This is a genomic window from Streptomyces sp. NPDC047974 (assembly GCF_040653375.1).
Classification (GTDB): domain Bacteria; phylum Actinomycetota; class Actinomycetes; order Streptomycetales; family Streptomycetaceae; genus Streptomyces.
Genome location: NZ_JBEZNU010000008.1, coordinates 126590 through 147010, shown reverse-complemented (window position 1 = coordinate 147010; position 20421 = coordinate 126590). Strand labels below are relative to the sequence as shown.

General features: G+C 73.4%; 17 protein-coding genes. 13 read left to right on the top strand and 4 right to left on the bottom strand.

Features of this window, described 5'->3' with window-relative positions; all coding sequences use genetic code 11:
• The first annotated feature begins 123 nt into the window (after positions 1–123).
• The 4 genes from AB0E19_RS14270 (at position 124) to mutM (ending at position 2831) form a co-directional block, all read left to right on the top strand.
• The gene (locus AB0E19_RS14270; protein WP_362178405.1) at positions 124–729 is read left to right on the top strand and encodes a DUF177 domain-containing protein; all 606 of its coding nucleotides are present in this window, start codon (positions 124–126) and stop codon (positions 727–729) included.
• Between the two features lie 2 nt (positions 730–731).
• Positions 732–905 (top strand): 50S ribosomal protein L32, encoded by a 174-nt coding sequence (gene rpmF / locus AB0E19_RS14265; protein ID WP_015036448.1) that lies wholly within the window; start codon positions 732–734, stop codon positions 903–905.
• A 20-nt stretch (positions 906–925) separates the two neighbouring features.
• Positions 926–1720 (top strand): ribonuclease III, encoded by a 795-nt coding sequence (gene rnc, locus AB0E19_RS14260; RefSeq protein ID WP_360601774.1) that lies wholly within the window; start codon positions 926–928, stop codon positions 1718–1720.
• Positions 1721–1937: 217 nt separating this feature from the next.
• Complete coding sequence (gene mutM, locus AB0E19_RS14255) at positions 1938–2831, top strand: bifunctional DNA-formamidopyrimidine glycosylase/DNA-(apurinic or apyrimidinic site) lyase (protein ID WP_362178401.1); 894 nt, start codon at positions 1938–1940, stop codon at positions 2829–2831.
• Here mutM and AB0E19_RS14250 read toward each other — a convergent pair.
• Both AB0E19_RS14250 and AB0E19_RS14245 read right to left on the bottom strand, forming a co-directional pair.
• On the bottom strand, positions 2821–3204 hold the full coding sequence (locus tag AB0E19_RS14250; protein ID WP_362178398.1) for a helix-turn-helix domain-containing protein: 384 nt from the start codon (positions 3202–3204) through the stop codon (positions 2821–2823). The genes mutM and AB0E19_RS14250 overlap by 11 nt on opposite strands.
• A gap of 31 nt (positions 3205–3235) precedes the next feature.
• Positions 3236–4216, bottom strand: a complete 981-nt coding sequence (locus AB0E19_RS14245; RefSeq protein WP_362178395.1) for a CAP domain-containing protein — start codon at positions 4214–4216, stop codon at positions 3236–3238.
• Positions 4217–4439: 223 nt separating this feature from the next.
• On the opposite strand from AB0E19_RS14245, the gene AB0E19_RS14240 reads away from it, so the two are divergent.
• From AB0E19_RS14240 to AB0E19_RS14225, 4 genes are all read left to right on the top strand, one after another.
• Complete coding sequence (locus AB0E19_RS14240; RefSeq protein ID WP_362178392.1) at positions 4440–4721, top strand: acylphosphatase; 282 nt, start codon at positions 4440–4442, stop codon at positions 4719–4721.
• A gap of 430 nt (positions 4722–5151) precedes the next feature.
• The gene (locus tag AB0E19_RS14235; protein WP_169086434.1) at positions 5152–5367 is read left to right on the top strand and encodes a hypothetical protein; all 216 of its coding nucleotides are present in this window, start codon (positions 5152–5154) and stop codon (positions 5365–5367) included.
• Positions 5368–5571: 204 nt separating this feature from the next.
• Positions 5572–9117, top strand: a complete 3546-nt coding sequence (gene smc, locus AB0E19_RS14230) for a chromosome segregation protein SMC (RefSeq protein ID WP_362178388.1) — start codon at positions 5572–5574, stop codon at positions 9115–9117.
• Between the two features lie 100 nt (positions 9118–9217).
• Complete coding sequence (locus AB0E19_RS14225; protein ID WP_362178385.1) at positions 9218–10651, top strand: sugar porter family MFS transporter; 1434 nt, start codon at positions 9218–9220, stop codon at positions 10649–10651.
• Between the two features lie 4 nt (positions 10652–10655).
• On the opposite strand, the gene AB0E19_RS14220 is transcribed toward AB0E19_RS14225, so the two are convergent.
• Entirely contained in the window at positions 10656–11627 is a 972-nt protein-coding gene (locus AB0E19_RS14220) for an LLM class flavin-dependent oxidoreductase (protein WP_362178381.1), read from the bottom strand.
• Positions 11628–11874: 247 nt separating this feature from the next.
• Between AB0E19_RS14220 and ftsY the strand changes: the two genes are divergently transcribed.
• Positions 11875–13101 carry a signal recognition particle-docking protein FtsY gene (gene ftsY, locus AB0E19_RS14215; protein WP_362178378.1) on the top strand — a complete coding sequence of 409 codons (1227 nt, stop codon included), beginning with the start codon at positions 11875–11877 and terminating at the stop codon, positions 13099–13101.
• A 71-nt stretch (positions 13102–13172) separates the two neighbouring features.
• On the opposite strand, the gene AB0E19_RS14210 is transcribed toward ftsY, so the two are convergent.
• A complete protein-coding gene (locus AB0E19_RS14210; RefSeq protein ID WP_362178375.1) occupies positions 13173–13826 on the bottom strand; it encodes a bifunctional DNA primase/polymerase in 654 nt (217 codons plus the stop codon).
• Positions 13827–14264: 438 nt separating this feature from the next.
• On the opposite strand from AB0E19_RS14210, the gene AB0E19_RS14205 reads away from it, so the two are divergent.
• The 4 genes from AB0E19_RS14205 (at position 14265) to AB0E19_RS14190 (ending at position 20347) form a co-directional block, all read left to right on the top strand.
• The gene (locus AB0E19_RS14205) at positions 14265–15737 is read left to right on the top strand and encodes a hypothetical protein (protein WP_362178373.1); all 1473 of its coding nucleotides are present in this window, start codon (positions 14265–14267) and stop codon (positions 15735–15737) included.
• A 357-nt stretch (positions 15738–16094) separates the two neighbouring features.
• Complete coding sequence (locus tag AB0E19_RS14200) at positions 16095–17441, top strand: ammonium transporter (RefSeq protein WP_362178371.1); 1347 nt, start codon at positions 16095–16097, stop codon at positions 17439–17441.
• Entirely contained in the window at positions 17438–17776 is a 339-nt protein-coding gene (locus AB0E19_RS14195) for a P-II family nitrogen regulator (RefSeq protein WP_015036464.1), read from the top strand. The genes AB0E19_RS14200 and AB0E19_RS14195 overlap by 4 nt, the downstream gene beginning before the upstream one ends.
• 126 nt (positions 17777–17902) lie before the next feature.
• Positions 17903–20347, top strand: a complete 2445-nt coding sequence (locus tag AB0E19_RS14190) for a [protein-PII] uridylyltransferase (protein WP_362178741.1) — start codon at positions 17903–17905, stop codon at positions 20345–20347.
• Positions 20348–20421 lie beyond the last annotated feature (74 nt).

Sequence of the window (20421 nt, the reverse complement as noted above, 5' to 3'; positions counted from 1 at the left end):
GTCGTGTGTATTCCCGCGATCCCTGCTGCCCGCAAGCGGCAGCCCCCGTGAAGACTTTGCGACGCGAACGATCCGAAAGCAGGAAGAGCCCTGAGCACGCGCCTCGACCACCGCAACCCCCTCGTGTTCGACACACACGAGCTGGGGCGGCGTCCCGGTGCCCTCCAGCGGATCTCCCGCACGATCGACGCGCCCGCCGATCTCGGCGTCGCCGGGGTCGTCGGAGTGCCCGAGGGCGCTCCGGTGGAGATCGAACTCCGACTCGAGTCCGTCATGGAAGGGGTGCTTGTCACAGGCACCGCCCGTGCATCGGCCGAGGGGGAGTGCGTAAGGTGTCTGGAGCCCGTCGAGCTGGAGCTCGACGCGGACTTCCAGGAGATGTTCTCGTACCCGGAATCCGACGACCGGGGCCGTGTCAAAGCGGCCGCGGACGACGAGGACGATGAAGACGAGAGCATGACCCCCCTCGAGGACGGCATGTTCGACCTCGAACCCGTGCTGCGTGACGCCGTGGTGCTCGCTCTGCCGATGCAGCCGGTGTGCCGGGAGGACTGTGCGGGTCTGTGTTCCGACTGCGGAATCAACCTGAACGACCACCCCGACCACCACCACGACGCCACCGACATCCGTTGGGCGGCACTGCAGGAACTCGCCGGTTCGCTGGGAGCCGACGAGAAGGACAACATGAGCGACGCCGCTACCGGTGTCGACGAGAAGCAGGAGAAGTAGCCGTGGCTGTTCCGAAGCGGAAGATGTCGCGCAGCAACACGCGCCACCGCCGGTCGCAGTGGAAGGCTGCGGTCCCCACCCTGGTTTCGTGCGAGCGTTGCCAGGAGCCGAAGCTGCAGCACATCGCGTGCCCGAGCTGCGGCACCTACAACAAGCGCCAGGTCCTCTCGGTCTGAGCGGGCTGGTGAGAGGCACGATGTCTGACAACATCAGCAACGCCTCGTCCCACACGCTTCTGGAAGGGCGGCTCGGGTATCACCTCGAGTCCGCCCTTCTGGTGCGTGCGCTGACCCACCGCTCGTACGCGTACGAGAACGGCGGTCTGCCCACCAACGAGCGTCTGGAGTTCCTCGGGGACTCCGTGCTCGGCCTGGTGGTCACCGACACCCTCTACCGCACCCACCCGGATCTGCCGGAGGGCCAGCTGGCCAAGCTCCGGGCCGCGGTGGTCAACTCGCGTGCGTTGGCGGACGTCGGGCGCGGCCTCGACCTCGGCTCCTTCATCCGGCTCGGCCGGGGCGAAGAGGGCACGGGCGGCCGGGACAAGGCATCCATCCTCGCCGACACCCTCGAAGCGGTGATCGGCGCGGTCTATCTCGACCAGGGTCTCGACGCGGCGTCCGAGCTGGTGCACCGGCTCTTCGACCCGCTGATCGAGAAGTCCTCGAACCTCGGTGCCGGCCTGGACTGGAAGACCAGTCTCCAGGAGCTCACCGCGGCCGAGGGACTCGGTGTCCCGGAGTACCTCGTCTCCGAGGAGGGACCGGACCACGAGAAGACCTTCACTGCTGCCGCCCGCGTCGGTGGTGTCTCGTACGGCACCGGCACCGGCCGCAGCAAGAAGGAGGCGGAGCAGCAGGCCGCCGAGTCCGCGTGGCGCGCGATCCGCGCGGCCGCGGACGAGCGGGCGGCGGCGGCCAAGGCCGCGGCCGAGGCCGGCACGACCGGCGAGCAGGACCGGACGGACGGGGCCACCCCGGCCACCGCCTGAACGCCTGCCGGCCAGGGCCTCACAACCCGAGCCCGATCGGTCACGCGACCTCGCCGACCTCGCGTGAGCGACCGCATCCTTCAGCGGAGTTCTTCCCGCCCGCCCCCACCAGGGGGCGGGCGGAGCCGTTTCCCGGACCTTTCCCGGCGCGGTCCCCGGCCAGGCCCGAGCGGTAGGCTGCGAGGACACCACCCCGTACCCCCTCCGGAGGAGTCCCGTGCCCGAGCTGCCCGAGGTCGAGGTCGTCCGGCGCGGACTGGAGCGCTGGGTCGCGGGGCGGACCGTGGCCGGCGTGGAGGTCCTCCACCCCCGGGCCGTCCGGCGCCACCCCGCGGGCGGCGAGGACTTCGCGGCCCGGCTGACCGGTCAGCGCTTCGAGCCGGCCCGCCGCCGCGGCAAGTACCTGTGGCTGCCGCTCGCCGACACCGGCACCTCCGTCCTCGGGCACCTCGGGATGAGCGGGCAGCTCCTGGTGCAGCCGGCGGACGCCCCGGACGAGAAGCACCTGCGGATCCGGATCCGCTTCACGCCGTCCGACAGCGACTCCGTCGCGGGCGTGACCGGTACGGAGCTCCGCTTCGTCGACCAGCGCACCTTCGGCGGACTCTCGCTGCACGACACGGCCCCCGACAGCGCCGACGGGCTGCCGGACGTCATCGGGCACATCGCCCGCGACCCGCTCGACCCGGCCTTCGACGACGCCGCCTTCCAGGCCGCGCTCCGGCTGCGCCGCACCACGATCAAGCGGGCGCTCCTGGACCAGTCGCTGATCAGCGGCGTCGGCAACATCTACGCCGACGAGGCGCTGTGGCGGGCCAGGCTGCACTACGACCGGCCGACCGCCACCCTCACCCGCCCGCGCTCGGCCGAGCTCCTCGGCCACGTCCGCGACGTGATGAACGCGGCCCTCGCCGCCGGCGGCACCAGTTTCGACAGCCTCTACGTGAACGTGAACGGCGAGTCCGGCTACTTCGACCGCTCGCTCGACGCCTACGGCCGTGAGGACGAGCCCTGCCGGCGCTGCGGCACCCCGATGCGCCGCCGCGCCTGGATGAACCGGTCCAGCTACTTCTGCCCGCGCTGCCAGCGCCGCCCGCGCGTCAGCCCGTGACGGCGGCGCGCTCGGAGTCGTACGCCTCCCGGGCCGCGACGACCTCCGGCATCCGCCCCTCGACCAGCGCGATCAGGCCGACGAGGCGTTCGGCGACGTCCCGCCCCAGCGGGGTCAGCCGGTAGTCGACCCGGGGCGGGTTGACCGGCTGCGCCTCCCGGTGGACCAGGCCGTCCCGCTCCAGCGCGTGCAGGGTCTGCGCCAGCATCTTCTCGCTGACGCCGTCGACCCGCCGCCGCAGCTCGTTGAAGCGGAAGGAGCCCTCGTGCAGGGCGGAGAGGGTGAGGCCGCCCCACCGTCCGGTGATGTGCTCAAGGGTCACCCGCGAGGCACACCCGCGCGCGAACACGTCGAAGGCCGGATCGTCGCTCATACCCCCCACGGTAACCGTGGGGGCGGCTGGTTCAGTAGCCGAAGTCCTGGGTCCACCACGGGCCGCCGTCGGCGAAGTGGACGCCGACGCCGAGGGTGGTGAAGTCGCAGTTCAGGATGTTGGCGCGGTGGCCGTCGCTGTTCATCCAGGAGACCATCACGGCGGTCGCGTCGACCTGGCCGCGGGCTATGTTCTCGGCGCCGAGGCTGGTGATGCCGGCGGCCTGGGCGCGGGACCAGGGGGTGGCGCCGTCGGGGTCGGTGTGGTCGAAGAAGTTCCGGGCGGCCATGTCGGCGCTGAAGGCGCCGGCGAGCCCGGCCAGGCCGGCGGAGGGCCGGACCGGGGTGCAGCCGACCTTCGCGCGCTCGGCGTTCACCAGGCGCAGCACCTCGGCCTCGGCCGCGTCCGCGCGGTCGGCGGTGGAGCCGGCCGCCTCGGCCGTCTCCTCGGCCGGGGCCTTCGTGGTGGCGGTGGGCGCCGGGGCCGCCTGGGTGGTGGCCGGGGCCTGCGCGGTCCTCGACGGCTTCGGCTTCGCCGGGGCGGTGGTGGGCGCGGGGGCCGCGGCGCGCGTCCTCGACGGCGTGGGGGAGGGGGTCGGGGTCTTCGTGGCGGTCTTCGTGGGGGTGGGCGTGGCCTTGGGGGAGGCCGGGGCCGCGGTCTTCTTCGCGCTCCGGGAGCCCTCGCCCGTGCCGCCGGTGCCCGTCGAGGCGTCGGCCGGGGTGCGGGTCGCCCCGCCCTGGGTGGTCAGCTCGGGGGTCTGCCGGGTCTCCGTGGTGACGGGCCGGCTGCTGCCGGCGTTGCCCGCGGTGAGGGTGTCGCCGCCGGGGAGGATCCCCGGGGCGGCGACCGCGACGGCGGCGGCGCCGACGACGACGGCGGCCGAGGCGCCGATCAGTCCGGTGCGGACCGGGCGGCCGCGCCGCTTGCGGCGGGTACCCGCGTGACCGCGGTCGGTGCCGGTCGCGTAGTCTGCCTCGGCGGGCGCGGCGCCGGAGCGACGGTGGCGTCCCATCTGCCCTGCCTCCCTGAGCTGGCTCTGACCGGCTCCTGCCGGATCTTCGCTACTGGATCTTTGCGGCCTTTGCTTTCGGCACGGAGTTCCGCGGAGCGTGACGCTCCGTGCGGACGGCCGAGCGGCGTGCACCCGTGTGGGTGAGGCGCATTCCGTCGGACTGTACGCCATGGGAAGCCGCCGCGACGTGCTGTTCGGGCAATCCGCCCGCTAGCGTGCAGCCATGAGTGACGATGTACGGATGACCGCCTGGGTGCGTGGACGGGTACAGGGAGTGGGCTTCCGCTGGTTCACCAGGGCAAACGCTCTGGAGATCGGCGGCCTCACGGGCTTCGCCCTGAACCTCGACGACGGCCGGGTGCAGGTGGTGGCCGAGGGCCCGAGTGACAATTGCCACCGGCTGCTCGACTGGCTGCGGACCGGGGACACGCCCGGCCGCGTGGACGGTGTCACCGAGATATGGGGCACCCCCCGCGGCGGCTACGACGGCTTCGCCATCCGCTGACCCCCGCCCCGACGACCTCTCCGCCCCTTCGCCGGCCCTCCCTCCGGACGCCCTCGACGGGCTCCGGGCGGGGGGCCGGTTGCGTGCCGGTGAACGCGGGCGGACGGGCGTCCTGCCTGGTGGTTGCCAAGATTCGGCACTCGTGCAAGGCTTCCCGGGTAAGGATCATCGCCACGCCCCGGAGCGCACGGGTCGAGAGGCGCCGCCGCCTGCGTCGCGGCCGCGAACTCCCCGTCCGCCACACCCGTCGGGGCGTGATCGTGTTGACCGTCAAACTTTTTGGTGAGACTCTGGAAGCCCCGCGCACCTTAGCTGTGTGGCAGTAGAACACCGGCACGACTCAGGTACTGCCGAGCACCGCGGGTGCGAATCCATCCCTCACGACCCACACCGCAATCGGTCGGTCACTCAGTGTGGAGGACCACTCATCATGGCAAAGGCGCTTCTCGGTTACGTCGGCGGCTCCGACCCGCGACTCCTCGCCGAGATGCGACGGCTTCAGCAGCGCGTCCAGGACCTGGAATCCGAGCTCGTACGGATCCAGACCGAGAACGACGCGCTCAACGCTGCCGCCGCTCAGCAGGGCGAGTCGCTGCTCGACCGCATCGACCTCGACGTACCCCAGGCGGAGCCTGCGCTCACCTGACACCCATGCCAGACGGGCTCAGGTGGGAACAGCTGAATAGGCAAGGGGCGCTCCGGCGTCCCTTCTTTTCTGGACCCTCGTGTCCCCCGCGGCCCCCGTCCCCCGTGCGTCACCCCGGTCCACCCGCGTCACGGCGCTCCTCACCCGAGGGTCTGCCCTGCGCGATCACGGGCGAAACGCGACACCCCGGGTAGAGTCCCGTGGGTGCACCTCAAGGCCTTGACGCTCCGCGGATTCAAGTCGTTCGCCTCCGCCACCACGCTGAGGTTCGAACCGGGAATCACCTGCGTCGTCGGCCCCAACGGCTCCGGCAAGTCCAACGTCGTCGACGCCCTCTCCTGGGTCATGGGGGAGCAGGGCGCCAAGTCGCTGCGCGGCGGCAAGATGGAGGACGTCATCTTCGCCGGCACCACCGGGCGGCCCCCGCTCGGCCGTGCCGAGGTCTCGCTCACCATCGACAACGCCGACGGCGCCCTGCCGATCGACTACGCCGAGGTGACCATCACCCGGATCATGTTCCGGGGCGGCAGCAGCGAGTACCAGATCAACGGCGACACCTGCCGGCTCCTCGACATCCAGGACCTCCTCTCCGACTCCGGCATCGGCCGCGAGATGCACGTCATCGTCGGCCAGGGACAGCTCGACTCGGTGCTGCACGCCGACCCCATGGGCCGGCGTGCCTTCATCGAGGAGGCCGCCGGCGTCCTCAAGCACCGCAAGCGCAAGGAGAAGGCGCTGCGGAAGCTCGACGCGATGAAGGCCAACCTCGCGCGCGTGCAGGACCTCACCGACGAACTGCGCCGCCAGCTCAAGCCGCTCGGCCGGCAGGCCGCCGTCGCCCGCCGCGCCGTCGTCATCCAGGCCGACCTGCGCGACGCCCGGCTCCGTCTCCTCGCCGACGACCTCGTCCGCCACCGGCGCGCCCTGCACGCCGAACTCGCCGACGAGGCCGCCCTCCTGGCCCGCAAGGAGACCACCGAGGAGGAGCTGCGCGCGGCCCTCGCCCACGAGGCCGCCCTGGAGGCCGAGGTCCGCGCCCTCGCCCCCCGCATGGAGCGCGCCCAGCAGAGCTGGTACGCCCTCTCCCAGCTCGCCGAACGCGTCCGCGGCACGATCTCCCTCGCCGACGCCCGCGTGAAGAGCGCCACCGACGCCCCCGCCGAGGAGCGGCGCGGCCGCGACCCCGAGGACCTGGAACGCGAGGCCGCCCGGGTCCGCGAACAGGAGGCCGAGCTGGCCGCCGCCCTGGAGGCCGCCGAGCGGGCCCTGGAGGACACCGTCGACCACCGGGCCGAGCTGGAACGGGCCCTCACCGCCGAGGAACGCCGACTCAAGGACGCCGCCCGCGCCCTCGCCGACCGCCGCGAGGGCCTCGCCCGGCTGCACGGCCAGGTCAACGCCGCCCGCTCGCGCGCCGCCTCCGCCCAGGCCGAGATCGACCGGCTCGCCGCCGCCCGCGACGAGGCCGCCGACCGGGCCGTCGCCGCCCAGGAGGAGTACGAGCGGCTCAAGGCCGAGGTCGACGGGCTCGACGCCGCCGACACCGCCCACGGCGAACGGTACGAGGAGGCCCGCCGCGCCCTCGCCGGCGCGGAGACCGCGCTGAGCGCCGCCCGCGAGGCCGCCGCCGACGCCGAGCGCCGCCGGGCCGCCACCCGCGCCCGGCACGACACCCTCGCCCTCGGACTGCGCCGCAAGGACGGCACCGGCGCCCTGCTCTCCGCCGGACTCGCCGGGATCCTCGGCCCGGCCGCCGAACTCCTCACCGTCACCCCCGGATACGAGGTCCCCGTCGCCGCCGCGCTCGGCGCCGCCGCCGACGCCCTCGCCGCCGACGGCCCCGCCGCCGCCGTCGAGGCCCTCCGCCTCCTGCGCAAACAGGACGCCGGCCGCGCCGCCCTGCTCCTCACCGCCGCCGAGCGGCGGGACCCGACGCCGCTGCCCTCCGGCACCGTGCCCGCCGCCGGACTCGTCACCGGACCCGAGGGGCTCGTCGCCGCCGCACGCCGGCTGCTCGACGGCACCGTCGTCGTCGACGGCCTCGACGAGGCCCTGGAACTCGTCCGCGCCCACCCCGGCCTGACCGCCGTCACCGCCGACGGCGACCTGCTCGGCGCCCACCACGCCCAGGGCGGCTCCGCCGGCGCCCCCAGCCTCCTCGAAGTCCAGGCCCAGGTCGACGAGGCCGCCGCCGAACTCGCCGAACTCGCCGTCCGCTGCGAGGAGTCGGCCCGCGCCAAGGAGGAGACCGCCGAACACCGCCGGGCCGCCGCCGCCCGCGTCGAGGAACTCGACGCCCTCCGGCGCACCGCCGAGAAGGAGAAGGCGACCGTCGCCCAGGCCCTCGGCCGGCTCTCCGGCCAGGCCAGGGGAGCGGCCGGCGAGGCCGAACGGACCGCCGCCGCCGTCGCCCGCGCCCAGGAGGCCCTGGAACGCGCCGGCGCCGAGGCCGAAGAGCTGGCCGAACGGCTCCTCGTCGCCGAGGAGACCCCCGCCGAGGAGGAACCCGACACCTCCGTCCGCGACCGGCTCGCCATCGACGGCTCCAACGCCCGCCAGACCGAGATGGAGGCCCGCCTCCAGGTCCGCACCCACGAGGAGCGGGTCAAGGGCCTGGCCGGCCGCGCCGACTCCCTCGACCGGGCCGCCCGCGCCGAACGGGAGGCACGCGCGCGTGCCGAGCAGCGCCGCGCCCGCCTCCGCCACGAGGCCCGCGTCGCCCGCGCCGTCGCCGGCGGAGCCCGTACCCTCCTCGCCCACGCCGAGGTCTCCCTGGAGCGCGCCGAGCGCGAGCGCGCCGCGGCGGCCGCCGCCCGCGCCGACCGCGAGCAGGGCCTCGCCGCGGCCCGTACCCGCGGCCGCGAGCTCAAGACCGAGCTCGACAAGCTCACCGACTCCGTCCACCGCGGCGAGGTCCTGGGCGCCGAGAAGCGGCTGCGGATCGAACAGCTGGAGGCGAAGGCGCTGGAGGAGTTCGGCGTCGAGGCGGGCGCGCTCACCGCCGAGTACGGCCCCGACCAGCCCGTCCCGCCGTCGCCGCCCGCCGAGGGGGAGCCGCCGCCGGAGGACCCGGAGGGCCTCCGCGACCAGCCGCGCCCCTTCATCCGTTCGGAGCAGGAGAAGCGGCTGAAGGCCGCCGAGCGCGCCTTCCAGCAGCTCGGCAAGGTCAACCCGCTGGCCCTGGAGGAGTTCGCCGCCCTGGAGGACCGGCACCGCTTCCTCTCCGAACAGCTGGAGGACCTGAAGAAGACCCGCGCCGACCTGCTCCAGGTCGTCAAGGAGGTCGACCAGCGCGTCGAGCAGGTCTTCACCGAGGCGTACCACGACACCGCCCGCGAGTTCGAGGGCGTCTTCTCCCGCCTCTTCCCCGGCGGCGAGGGCCGGCTGGTCCTCACCGACCCCGACTCCATGCTCACCACCGGCGTCGACGTGGAGGCCCGGCCGCCCGGCAAGAAGGTCAAGCGGCTCTCGCTGCTCTCCGGCGGCGAACGCTCGCTGACCGCCGTGGCGCTGCTCGTCTCCATCTTCAAGGCCCGCCCCAGCCCCTTCTACGTCATGGACGAGGTCGAGGCCGCGCTCGACGACACCAACCTCCAGCGGCTCATCCGGATCATGCGGGAGCTCCAGGAGTCCTCGCAGCTCATCGTGATCACCCACCAGAAGCGGACGATGGAGGTCGCCGACGCGCTGTACGGCGTCTCCATGCAGGGTGACGGCGTCTCGAAGGTGATCAGCCAGCGGCTCCGCTGAAGTGGTGGACCGGCGGAAGGTGTGCGCCACTGGAAGCCCCGGCCGCCCGGCGGGCCCCGGGGAGCCGACAGCGGGACGACCGCCGCACCGAGGAGTCCATGTGACCGACACCGCACAGGCCCCCACGCCGCCGCCGTCCGGAGGCCGGGCGGCGCACCCGGACCACCTCGGCCACGTCATCTTCATCACCGCCTCCGCCGCCATGGGCGGATTCCTCTTCGGCTACGACAGCTCCGTCATCAACGGCGCCGTCGAGGCCATCCGCGACCGCTACGACATCGGCTCCGCGACCCTCGCCCAGGTCATCGCCATCGCCCTGATCGGCTGCGCCATCGGCGCCGCGACCGCCGGCCGGATCGCCGACCGCATCGGCCGCATCCGCTGCATGCAGATCTCCTCCGTCCTCTTCGCGGTCAGCGCCGTCGGCTCCGCCCTGCCCTTCGCCCTCTGGGACCTGGCCCTCTGGCGGATCGTCGGCGGCTTCGCCATCGGCATGGCCTCCGTCATCGGCCCCGCCTACATCGCCGAGGTCGCCCCCGCCGCCTACCGGGGCCGCCTCGGCTCCTTCCAGCAGGCCGCCATCGTCATCGGCATCGCCGTCTCCCAGCTCGTCAACTACGGCATCCTCCAGCTCGCCGACGGCGACCAGCGCGGCGAGATCGGCGGCCTGGAGGCCTGGCAGTGGATGCTCGGTGTGATGGTGGTCCCCGCCCTGCTCTACGGGCTGCTCTCCTTCGCCATCCCCGAGTCCCCCCGCTTCCTCATCTCCGTCGGGCGGACCGAGCGGGCCAAGGAGGTGCTGGCCGAGGTCGAGGGCCACGGCGTCGACCTCGACCGCCGGGTCGCCGAGATCGACCTGGCCATGCGCAGCGAGCACAAGTCCACCTTCAGGGACCTGCTCGCCCCCGGCAGCCGCTTCCGTCTGCTGCCGATCGTCTGGGTCGGCATCGGCCTCTCCGTCTTCCAGCAGCTCGTCGGCATCAACGTCGCCTTCTACTACTCCGCGACGCTCTGGCAGTCCGTCGGCATCGACCCGTCGAGCTCGTTCTTCTACTCCTTCACCACGTCGATCATCAACATCATCGGCACCGTGATCGCGATGGTCCTGGTCGACCGGGTCGGCCGCAAGCCGCTCGCCCTCGTCGGCTCCGTCGGCATGGCGATCGCGCTGGCCTTCGAGGCCTGGGCCTTCTCCGCCGACCTCGTCGACGGCAAACTCCCCGAGACCCAGGGCGTCGTGGCGCTCGTCGCCGCCCACGTCTTCGTGCTCTTCTTCGCCCTCTCCTGGGGCGTGGTCGTCTGGGTCTTCCTCGGCGAGATGTTCCCCAACCGGATCCGCGCCGCCGCCCTCGGCGTCGCCGCCTCCGCCCAGTGGATCGCCAACTGGGTCATCACCGCCAGCTTCCCGTCCCTCTCCGACTGGAACCTCTCCGGCACCTACGTCATCTACACGGTCTTCGCCGTCCTCTCGATCCCCTTCGTGCTCAGGTACGTCAAGGAGACCAAGGGCAAGACCCTGGAGGAGATGGGCTGACGGGTCACCCCCGCAGGCGGGGCAGCACCTCGTCGCAGAACAGGCGCAGGCTCCGCCACCCCTCCTCCACCGGCATCCCCCCGCACAGCGGATGCAGCACCAGGCTCTCCAGACCGAGCCCCGCGCACTCCTCGGGCGTCACCACCCGGTACACGCCCTCCGCCCGCAGCTCCGCCACGTTCGCCGCCGTCGACCGCACCGCCGAGCGGATGTCCTTCGACTGCCAGGAGGCGTAGGTCCGCGCCTCGTGCAGGAAGTGCTCCCCGTACTCCGCCCAGACCCGGTCCGGGTCCTCCGCCACGTGCAGCAGCGGGGTCACCGGCCCCGGCATCATCGTCCAGCCCTCGGTGCCGTACTCCGCGCACCGCTGCCGGTAGTACGTCTCGAGCTCCGGCAGGTGGGCGGAGGGGAAGAACGGCAGCCCGAGCCGGGCCGCCCGCCGCGCCGCCGCCTTCGAGGAGCCCCCGACGAGCAGCAGCGGGTGCGGCCGCGTGAAGGGCCGCGGGGTGACCCGTACCGTACGGCCCCGGTACGTGAAGGGCTCGCCCGTCCAGGCGGCGAGCAGGGTCTCCAGGAGCTCGTCCTGGAGCTTCCCGCGCCGCCCCCAGTCGACCCCGCGCTCCTCGTACTCCTCCGGGCGGTAGCCGATCCCCGCCACCGTCACCAGCCGGCCCCGGCTCAGCAGGTCCAGGACCGCGATGTCCTCCGCGAGCCGCAGCGGGTCGTGCAGCGGGCCGATGATCGCGGAGACCGTGACCGCGATCCTGCGGGTGGCGCCGAAGACCGCGCCGGCGAAGACGAAGGGGGAGGGGAGCCAGTTGTTCTCCACCCCGTGGTGCTCCTCGGTCTGCACGGTGTCCACCCCGTGCCGGTCGGCGTGGGCCGCCATCTCCAGGGCGGCGCGGTACCGCTCCGCGAGGGACTCGGGGGTGGCGCGCGGGTCGACCAGGTTGAACCGTATGACGGTGAATGACATGGGGTCCCCCTCCGTGGTGGATGGCCGACGGAGGGGGGACACTAGCTGACGTAGCGTCAGATTCATATGGCCGTGCGTGACGCGCGGCACTACCGGTCCGGTGTTCCGATACCGGACGGGTTGTGACTCCGCCCACTGGGCTTCCCGTCGGCGTGCGCCGAACGGCGGACCAGCCCGGCCCGTGGGGCTGTGCCCCTTTACGGGGACGACGGCGGGCGCATCGGGTCACGCCATACTGGGAGTCGTTATGGAACTCATCCTTGCTGTAGTCATCGCTCTGGTCGTCGCGGTCGCCGTGACCAGCGGGCTCGTGATCAGCGGTCGCAAGAAGAAGCAGCTGCCGCCGGCCGAACCGCCGTCCACCACGCCGACCATCACCGCTCCGCCCGCCGAGCCGCACGTCGGCGACGAGGCGGAGACGCCGCGGGAAGAACCACGCCGCACCGTCGAGGAGGTCGGCCTCCCCGCCGCCGAGGCCCCGGAGGCCCCCGAGGCCGAGGCCCCGGCCGTCGAGGAGCCCGAGGCCCCCGCCGCGCCCGAGATCGAGGTGCCCGAGCCCACCGCCGGACGCCTCGTCCGCCTCCGGGCCCGGCTCGCCCGCTCCCAGAACTCGCTGGGCAAGGGCCTGCTGACCCTGCTCTCCCGCGAGCACCTCGACGAGGACACCTGGGAGGAGATCGAGGAGACCCTCCTCACCGCCGACGTCGGCGTCGCCCCCACCCAGGAACTGGTCGAGCGGCTCCGCGAGCGCGTCAAGGTGCTCGGCACCCGCACCCCCGACGAGCTGCGCGGCCTGCTCCGCGAGGAGCTGATCGCCCTCCTCGGCGACTACGACCGCACCGTCCACACCGAGAGCCCCGAGGACGTCCCCGGCGTCGTCATGGTCGTCGGCGTCAACGGCACCGGCAAGACCACCACCACCGGCAAGCTCGCCCGCGTCCTCGTCGCCGACGGCAAGTCGGTCGTCCTCGGCGCCGCCGACACCTTCCGCGCCGCCGCCGCCGACCAGCTCCAGACCTGGGGCGACCGGGTCGGCGCCCGCACCGTCCGCGGCCCCGAGGGCGGCGACCCGGCCTCGATCGCGTACGACGCGGTCAAGGAGGGCATCGCCGAGAAGGCCGACGTCGTCCTCATCGACACCGCCGGCCGCCTGCACACCAAGACCGGCCTCATGGACGAGCTCGGCAAGGTCAAGCGCGTCGTCGAGAAGCACGGCCCGCTCGACGAGATCCTCCTCGTCCTCGACGCCACCACCGGCCAGAACGGCCTCATCCAGGCCCGCGTCTTCGCCGAGGTCGTCGACATCACCGGCATCGTCCTGACCAAGCTCGACGGCACCGCCAAGGGCGGCATCGTCGTCGCCGTCCAGCGCGAGCTGGGCGTCCCGGTCAAGCTCGTCGGCCTCGGCGAGGGCCCCGACGACCTGGCCCCCTTCGAGCCGGCCGCCTTCGTCGACGCCCTCATCGGCGACTGACCCGCACCGGCCTCACGGAAGGGCCCCCGCTCCGTCCCGGAGCGGGGGCCCTCGTCGTATCCGCCGTACGGCTAGCCGTGCGTCCGGTGGCACATGTACGCCAGCGTGCCGAGCAGCAGCCGGGCCTGCGGCGGTGCCCCCGCCGTGTCCAGCGTCGGCGGCCGCAGCCAGCGCACCGGGCCGAGCCCGCCCAGCTGCGACGGGGGAGCGGTGATGTGGGTGCCGGGACCCAGGCAGTGCAGATCCAGATCCGCGTCGTCCCAGCCCATCCGGTACAGCAGCCGCGGCAGCTCCTCCGCCGCGCCCGGCGCGACGAAGAACTGCGCCCGGCCGGTCGGCGTCGCGCAGACCGGGCCCAGCGGCAGCCCCATCCGCTCCATCCGGACCAGCGCCCGCCGGCCCGCCGCCTCGGCCACGTCGATCACGTCGAAGGCGCGGCCCACCGGCAGCAGCAGTGCCGCCCCCGGGTACTCGGACCAGGCCTTGGCCGCGTCGTCGAGCCCCGCGCCCGCCGGGACGGGCGGGGCGAAGGAGAGGGGGTGCGCGCCCGGGGCCGTGCAGGCCCGGTCGCCGCAGGAGCACTGGCCGCCCGCGGCCCGTGCGCCGGGCTGGACGTCCCAGCCCCAGAGTCCGGTGTACTCGGCCACCGCTGTGCACTCGGTGGTGCGTGCGCGGCGGCGTGAGCCGGTCCGCATCTCACGAATGCCGCCGATCGTGAAGCCCATGCCCCCTCCAACGGGTCGGACGCGCCGGTGGTTACGAGCCGGAGGATCCCCGTCACTTTCGGTGACGCCGCGCCCGGGGTTCGTCGCCCAGGGTGGCGCACGGTCTCGTACGGGGTGGTGCGCACGGTGGCGCGCGCCTCTTCGCGCTTCCGTCCGCTGATTCCGGTTCGTCGCATGTCAAGTGAATCGCGTGCGGCCCCCGGCGAGTTCATTCGAAGGGGTGGCGAATGGTGGCGTTTCTTGTCACGCCCTCACGGGAGGGGTGATCGTAGGATTACTTTCGGTACCCGAAGCCCGGAGGGGCGTACGCGGGTGGGTATGCCGGAGGCAAGCCGGTTTCCCGTTCGAAGGAGTCGGAACACCGAGCGGGGAGCCGCGGGACGCGGCATTCTGATAGGGGTTCGCACGACAGGCAATCAGGTGGATGGGGGCGTTCCAGTGGGCGGCAACGGCACAGACGGTACGACTGCCGGCAAGCGCCCCAACGAGCGGCTCGGCTCGTGGTTCGTGCGCAGCGGCTGGTCCAAGGGCGAGCTGGCCCGTCAGGTCAACCGCAGGGCCCGCCAGATGGGCGCCCACCACATCTCGACCGACACCTCCCGCGTCCGCCGCTGGCTCGACGGCGAACAGCCCCGCGAACCCATCCCGAGAATCCTCTCCGAGCTGTTCTCCGAGCGCTTCGGTTCCGTCGTCGCCATCGAGGACCTCGGCCTGCGCACCGCCCACCAGACGCCCTCCGTCTCCGGCGTCGACCTGCCCTGGGCCGGACCGCAGACCGTCTCCCTGCTCAGCGAGTTCTCCCGCAGCGACCTCATGCTCGCCCGGCGCGGCTTCCTCGGCTCCTCGCTCCAGCTCGCTGCGGGACCCGCCCTCATCGAGCCCATGCAGCGCTGGCTGGTCCCCACCCCCGTCGGTGAACCGGCCCCCGGCGAGCAGGCGCCCGGCGGCCGCCCCCGCCGGCTCTCCGACATCGAGCTCGACCTCCTCGAATCCACCACCGCCATGTTCCGCAAGTGGGACGCCCAGTGCGGCGGCGGACTGCGTCGCAAGGCCGTCGTCGGCCAGCTCCACGAGGTCACCGACCTCCTCCAGGAGGCCCAGCCGGCCGCCACCGCCAAGCGCCTCTTCACCGTCGCCGCCGAACTCGCCGAACTCGCCGGGTGGATGAGCTACGACGTGGGCCTCCAGCCCACCGCCCAGAAGTACTTCGTCCTCGCCCTGCACGCCGCCAAGGAGGCCGGCGACAAGCCGCTCGGCTCGTACATCCTCTCGTCCATGAGCCGGCAGATGATCCACCTCGGCCGCCCCGACGACGCCCTCGAACTGATCCACCTGGCCCAGTACGGCAGCCGGGACTGCGCCACCCCCCGCACCCAGGCCATGCTGTATGCGATGGAGGCCCGCGCCTACGCCAACATGGGCCAGCCCTCCAAGTGCAAGCGGGCCGTCCGGATGGCCGAGGACACCTTCGCCGACGCCACCTTCGAAGGCGGCCCCGAGCCCGACTGGATCCGCTTCTTCACCGAGGCCGAGCTCAACGGCGAGAACTCCCACTCCTACCGCGACCTCGCCTACGTCGCCGGACGCTCCCCGAGCTACGCCTCGCTGGCCGAGCCCGTCATGGAGCGGGCCGTCGAACTCTTCGAGAAGGACCCCGACCACCAGCGCTCGTACGCCCTCAACCTCATCGGCATGGCCACCGTCCACCTGCTCAAGCGCGAACCCGAGCAGTCCGTCGTCCTCGCCGAGAAGGCCCTCGGGGTCGCCCGCTCCATCCGATCCGAGCGGGTCAACAACCGGCTCCGCAAGACCGTCGACACCGCGGCCCGCGACTTCGGTGACGTCGCCGAGGTCGTCGACCTCACCGACCGTCTCACCCTGCTCCTGCCCGAGTCCGCCGAGGCCGTCTGACCTCTACCGCACGCTCGCGAGAGCCCCACGACCCCGGCCGCGCCGGACGTCCCGTACTGCCCGACTCGGCTCCCCCGCCGCACAGGACACACGGACGCCGACGCGGCCGGTCCGCGTACCGGACGCCCCCTCGTCCGCCCGGTACCGCCCGGAGAGTACGCCCGTTACTTCCCCGTGACCCGGACGTTCACGGTCACGTAACACACCCCCGCCCTTCGTCACTGCGCCGAAACATCGAGCGGCATCGTCGGAAACCGCGCTGCGCGAATCTCTGGGCCATCACCGGCCACCCCTCAGGCCGCCGCTCACCGCCGGCCCCGCCCCGCACAGGCCGCATCCGACGACGAGGAGACGCCGATGGCACCAGCCATCACGACCCTGGCAGCAGACGCCCCCGAGCTGTCCGCCGCCAACACCGGGTTCATGCTCATCTGCTCCGCCCTGGTCATGCTGATGACCCCGGCCCTGGCCTTCTTCTACGGAGGCATGGTCCGCGTCAAGTCCACCCTCAACATGCTGATGATGAGCTTCATCAGCCTCGGGATCGTCACGGTCCTGTGGGTGCTCTACGGCTTCAGCGTCGCCTTCGGCACCGACTCCGGCGGCCTCGTCGGCTGGTCCTCCGACTACCTGGGCCTCAGCGGCATCGGCGTCACCGAGCTCTGGGACGGCTACACCATCCCGGTGTACGTCTTCGCCGTCTTCCAGCTCATGTTCGCCATCCTGACCCCCGCCCTGATCAGCGGCGCCCTCGCCGACCGGGTCAAGTTCACCGCCTGGGCCCTCTTCATCACCCTCTGGGTCACCGTCGTCTACTTCCCCGTCGCCCACTGGGTCTGGGGCGCGGGCGGCTGGCTCTTCGAGATGGGCGTCATCGACTTCGCCGGCGGTACGGCGGTCCACATCAACGCCGGTGCCGCGGCCCTCGGTGTCATCCTCGTCATCGGCAAGCGCGTCGGCTTCAAGAAGGACCCGATGCGCCCGCACAGCCTCCCGCTGGTCATGCTCGGCGCGGGCCTCCTCTGGTTCGGCTGGTTCGGCTTCAACGCCGGCTCGTGGCTGGGCAACGACGACGGCGTCGGCGCCGTGATGTTCGTCAACACCCAGGTCGCCACCGGCGCCGCCATGCTCGCCTGGCTCGCCTACGAGAAGCTCCGCCACGGCTCCTTCACCACCCTCGGCGCGGCCTCCGGCGCCGTCGCCGGCCTCGTCGCCATCACCCCCGCCGGCGGCTCCTGCTCCCCGCTCGGCGCCATCGCCATCGGCGCCATCGCCGGTCTCGTCTGCGCCATGGCCGTCGGCCTCAAGTACAAGTTCGGCTACGACGACTCCCTCGACGTCGTCGGCGTCCACCTCGTCGGCGGTGTCCTCGGCTCCCTCCTCGTCGGCTTCTTCGCCACCGGCGGCGTCCAGTCCGACGCCAAGGGCCTCTTCTACGGCGGCGGCCTGGAGCAGCTCGGCAAGCAGGCCGTCGGCGTCTTCGCCGTCCTCGCCTACTCTCTGGTCGTCTCCGCGATCCTCGCCCTGATCATCGACAAGACCATGGGCATGCGGGTCAGCGAGGACGACGAGGTCTCCGGCATCGACCAGGTCGAGCACGCCGAGACCGCCTACGACTTCAGCGGAGCCGGCGGCGGCGCCTCCGGGCGCAGCACCGCCGTCGCCGCGCCGGTTGCCACGGAGAACAAGAAGGTGGACGCATGAAGCTCATCACCGCGGTCGTGAAGCCGCACCGGCTCGACGAGATCAAGGAGGCCCTCCAGGCCTTCGGGGTCCACGGCCTCACCGTCACCGAGGCCAGCGGGTACGGGCGCCAGCGCGGCCACACCGAGGTCTACCGCGGCGCCGAGTACACCGTCGACCTCGTCCCCAAGATCCGCATCGAGGTCCTGGTCGAGGACGAGGACGCCGAACAGCTCATCGACGTCGTCGTGAAGGCGGCCCGCACCGGCAAGATCGGTGACGGAAAGGTCTGGAGCGTCCCGGTCGAGACCGCCGTCCGTGTCCGCACGGGCGAGCGCGGACCCGACGCGCTCTAGCAGCACGGCCCGGCGGACCCGACGGTCCGCCGGGCCGTTCCCGCAGCCCCATCCGCGAAGAAGGAGCCGCCGGTGACCACCCTCGAACCGCAGGACGCCGCCGAAGAGCAGGGGTGGGGGTCCCCCCTGGGCGAGCGAAGCCGAGAGCTCGGGGGAGGAGGCTACGCGGCGGCCCGCCTGCGGCTCCTCCAGGAGAAGACGCCGTCCGGGCCGGAGCGCCGCACCGCCCTCGCCCGGCTCACCGACGACTGGCTCGCCGGACTCTTCGCCGCCGCCGCACCGCCCCCGGGGGTCGCCCTCGTCGCGGTCGGCGGCTACGGCCGCTCCGAACTCTCCCCGCGCAGCGACCTCGACCTCCTCCTGCTCCACGACGGCACCGCCCCCAAGGAGGCGATCGCCGCCCTCGCCGACCGCCTCTGGTACCCCGTCTGGGACCTCGGACTCGCCCTCGACCACTCCGTCCGCACCCCCGCCCAGGCCCGCGCCACGGCCGCCGAGGACCTCAAGGTCCAGCTCGGCCTCCTCGACGCCCGCCCCCTCGCCGGGGACACCGCGCTCGCCGCCGCCCTGCGCTCCACCGTCCTCGCCGACTGGCGCAACCAGGCCGTCCGCCGCCTCCCCGAGCTCGCCGAACTCTGCCGCGACCGCGCCGAACGCTCCGGCGAACTCCGCTTCCTCCTCGAACCCGACCTCAAGGAGGCCCGCGGCGGCCTCCGCGACGCCCAGGCCCTGCGCGCCGTCGCCGCCTCCTGGCTCGCCGACGCCCCCCGCGACGGCCTCGACACCGCCCGCCGCCGCCTCCTCGACGCCCGCGACGCCCTCCACCTCGCCACCGGCCGCGCCACCGACCGGCTCGCCCTCCAGGAACAGGACGCCGTCGCCGCGGAACTCGGCCTCCTCGACGCCGACACCCTGCTCCGGGGCGTGTACGAGGCCGCCGGCATCGTCAGCTACGCCTCCGACGTCACCTGGCGCGAGGTCGGCCGCGTCCTCAAGGCCCGCTCCGCCCGCCCCCGGTTCCGCTCGCTCCTCGGCGGCGGCCGGACCGGCGCCGGGAAACAGCCGGTGGAGCGCACCCCGCTCGCCGAGGGCGTCGTCGAGATGGACGGCGAGGCCGTCCTCGCCCTCTCCGCGCGGCCCGAACGCGACCCCGCCCTCCCGCTGCGCGCCGCGGCCGCGGCCGCCCAGCACGGCCTGCCGCTCTCGCCGCACGCCGTCCGCAGGCTCGCCGCCACGGCCGGACCGCTGCCCGTGCCGTGGCCCGCCGAGGCCCGCGAGGCCCTCGTCACCCTCCTCGGGGCCGGCGCCTCCGCCGTACCCGTCTGGGAGGCCCTGGAGGCCGAAGGACTCGTCACCCGCCTGCTGCCCGACTGGGAGCGCGTCCGCCACCGCCCGCAGCGCAACCCCGTCCACACCTGGACCGTCGACCGCCACCTCGTCGAGACCGCCGTGCGCGCCGCCTCCCTCACCCGCCGCGTCGGCCGCCCCGACCTCCTCCTCGTCGCCGCCCTCCTCCACGACATCGGCAAGGGCTGGCCCGGCGACCACTCCGTCGCCGGCGAGACCATCGCCCGCGACCTCGCCGCCCGCGTCGGCTTCGACCGCACCGACACGGCCACCGTCGCGACCCTCGTCCGCCACCACCTCCTCCTCGTCGAGACCGCCACCCGCCGCGACCTCGACGACCCCGCCACCGTGCAGTCGGTCGCCACCGCCGTCGGCACCGTCGGCACCCTCGAACTCCTCCACGCCCTCACCGAGGCCGACGCCCTCGCCACCGGACCCGCCGCCTGGTCCGCCTGGCGCGCCTCCCTCGTCGCCGACCTCGTCAAACGGGTCTCCGGCGTCCTCGCCGGCCAGCCCCTGCCCGACCCCGAGGCCGCCGCCCCCAGCGCCGAACAGGAACGGCTCGCCGTCGAGGCCCTGCGCACCGGCGAACCCGCCCTCACCCTCCACACCCGCGACGAGCAGCCCCTCGACCCCGACGGACCCGAGCCCGTCGGCGTCGAACTCGTCATCGCCCTCCCCGACCAGCCCGGCGTCCTGCCCGCCGTCGCCGGCGTCCTCGCCCTCCACCGGCTCACCGTCCGCGCCGCCGACCTGCGCGCCGTGGACCTCCCCGCCGAACTCGACGCGGGCCCCGGATCCGTCCTCGTCCTCGACTGGCGGGTCGCCGCCGAGTACGGCTCCCTGCCCCAGGGCCACCGGCTCCGCGCCGACCTGCTGCGCGCCCTCGACGGCTCCCTCGACATCCCCGCCCGGCTCGCCGAGCGCGAGGCCGCCTACCCGCGCCGCCGCGGCGTCCAGGCCCCGCCGCCCCGCGTCACCGTCGCCCCCGCCGACTCCCGCCTCGCCACCGTCCTGGAGGTCCGCGCCCAGGACGCCCCCGGCCTGCTCCACCGGATCGGCCGCGCCCTGGAGGGAGCGGCGGTACGGGTCCGCAGCGCCCACGTCTCCACGCTCGGCGCCAACGCCGTCGACACCCTGTACGTGACCCGCCCCGACGGCTCCCTCCTGCCGGACGAGGAGGCGATCGACCTGGCGCGGGCGCTGGAGGCGGCGCTGGCGTGACGAGGGCCTCGCCGGCCCAATCCGACGGGCAAGGCCAGGGGTGTCCCGGGGCCGGATACCCTGGGTGGCGACCA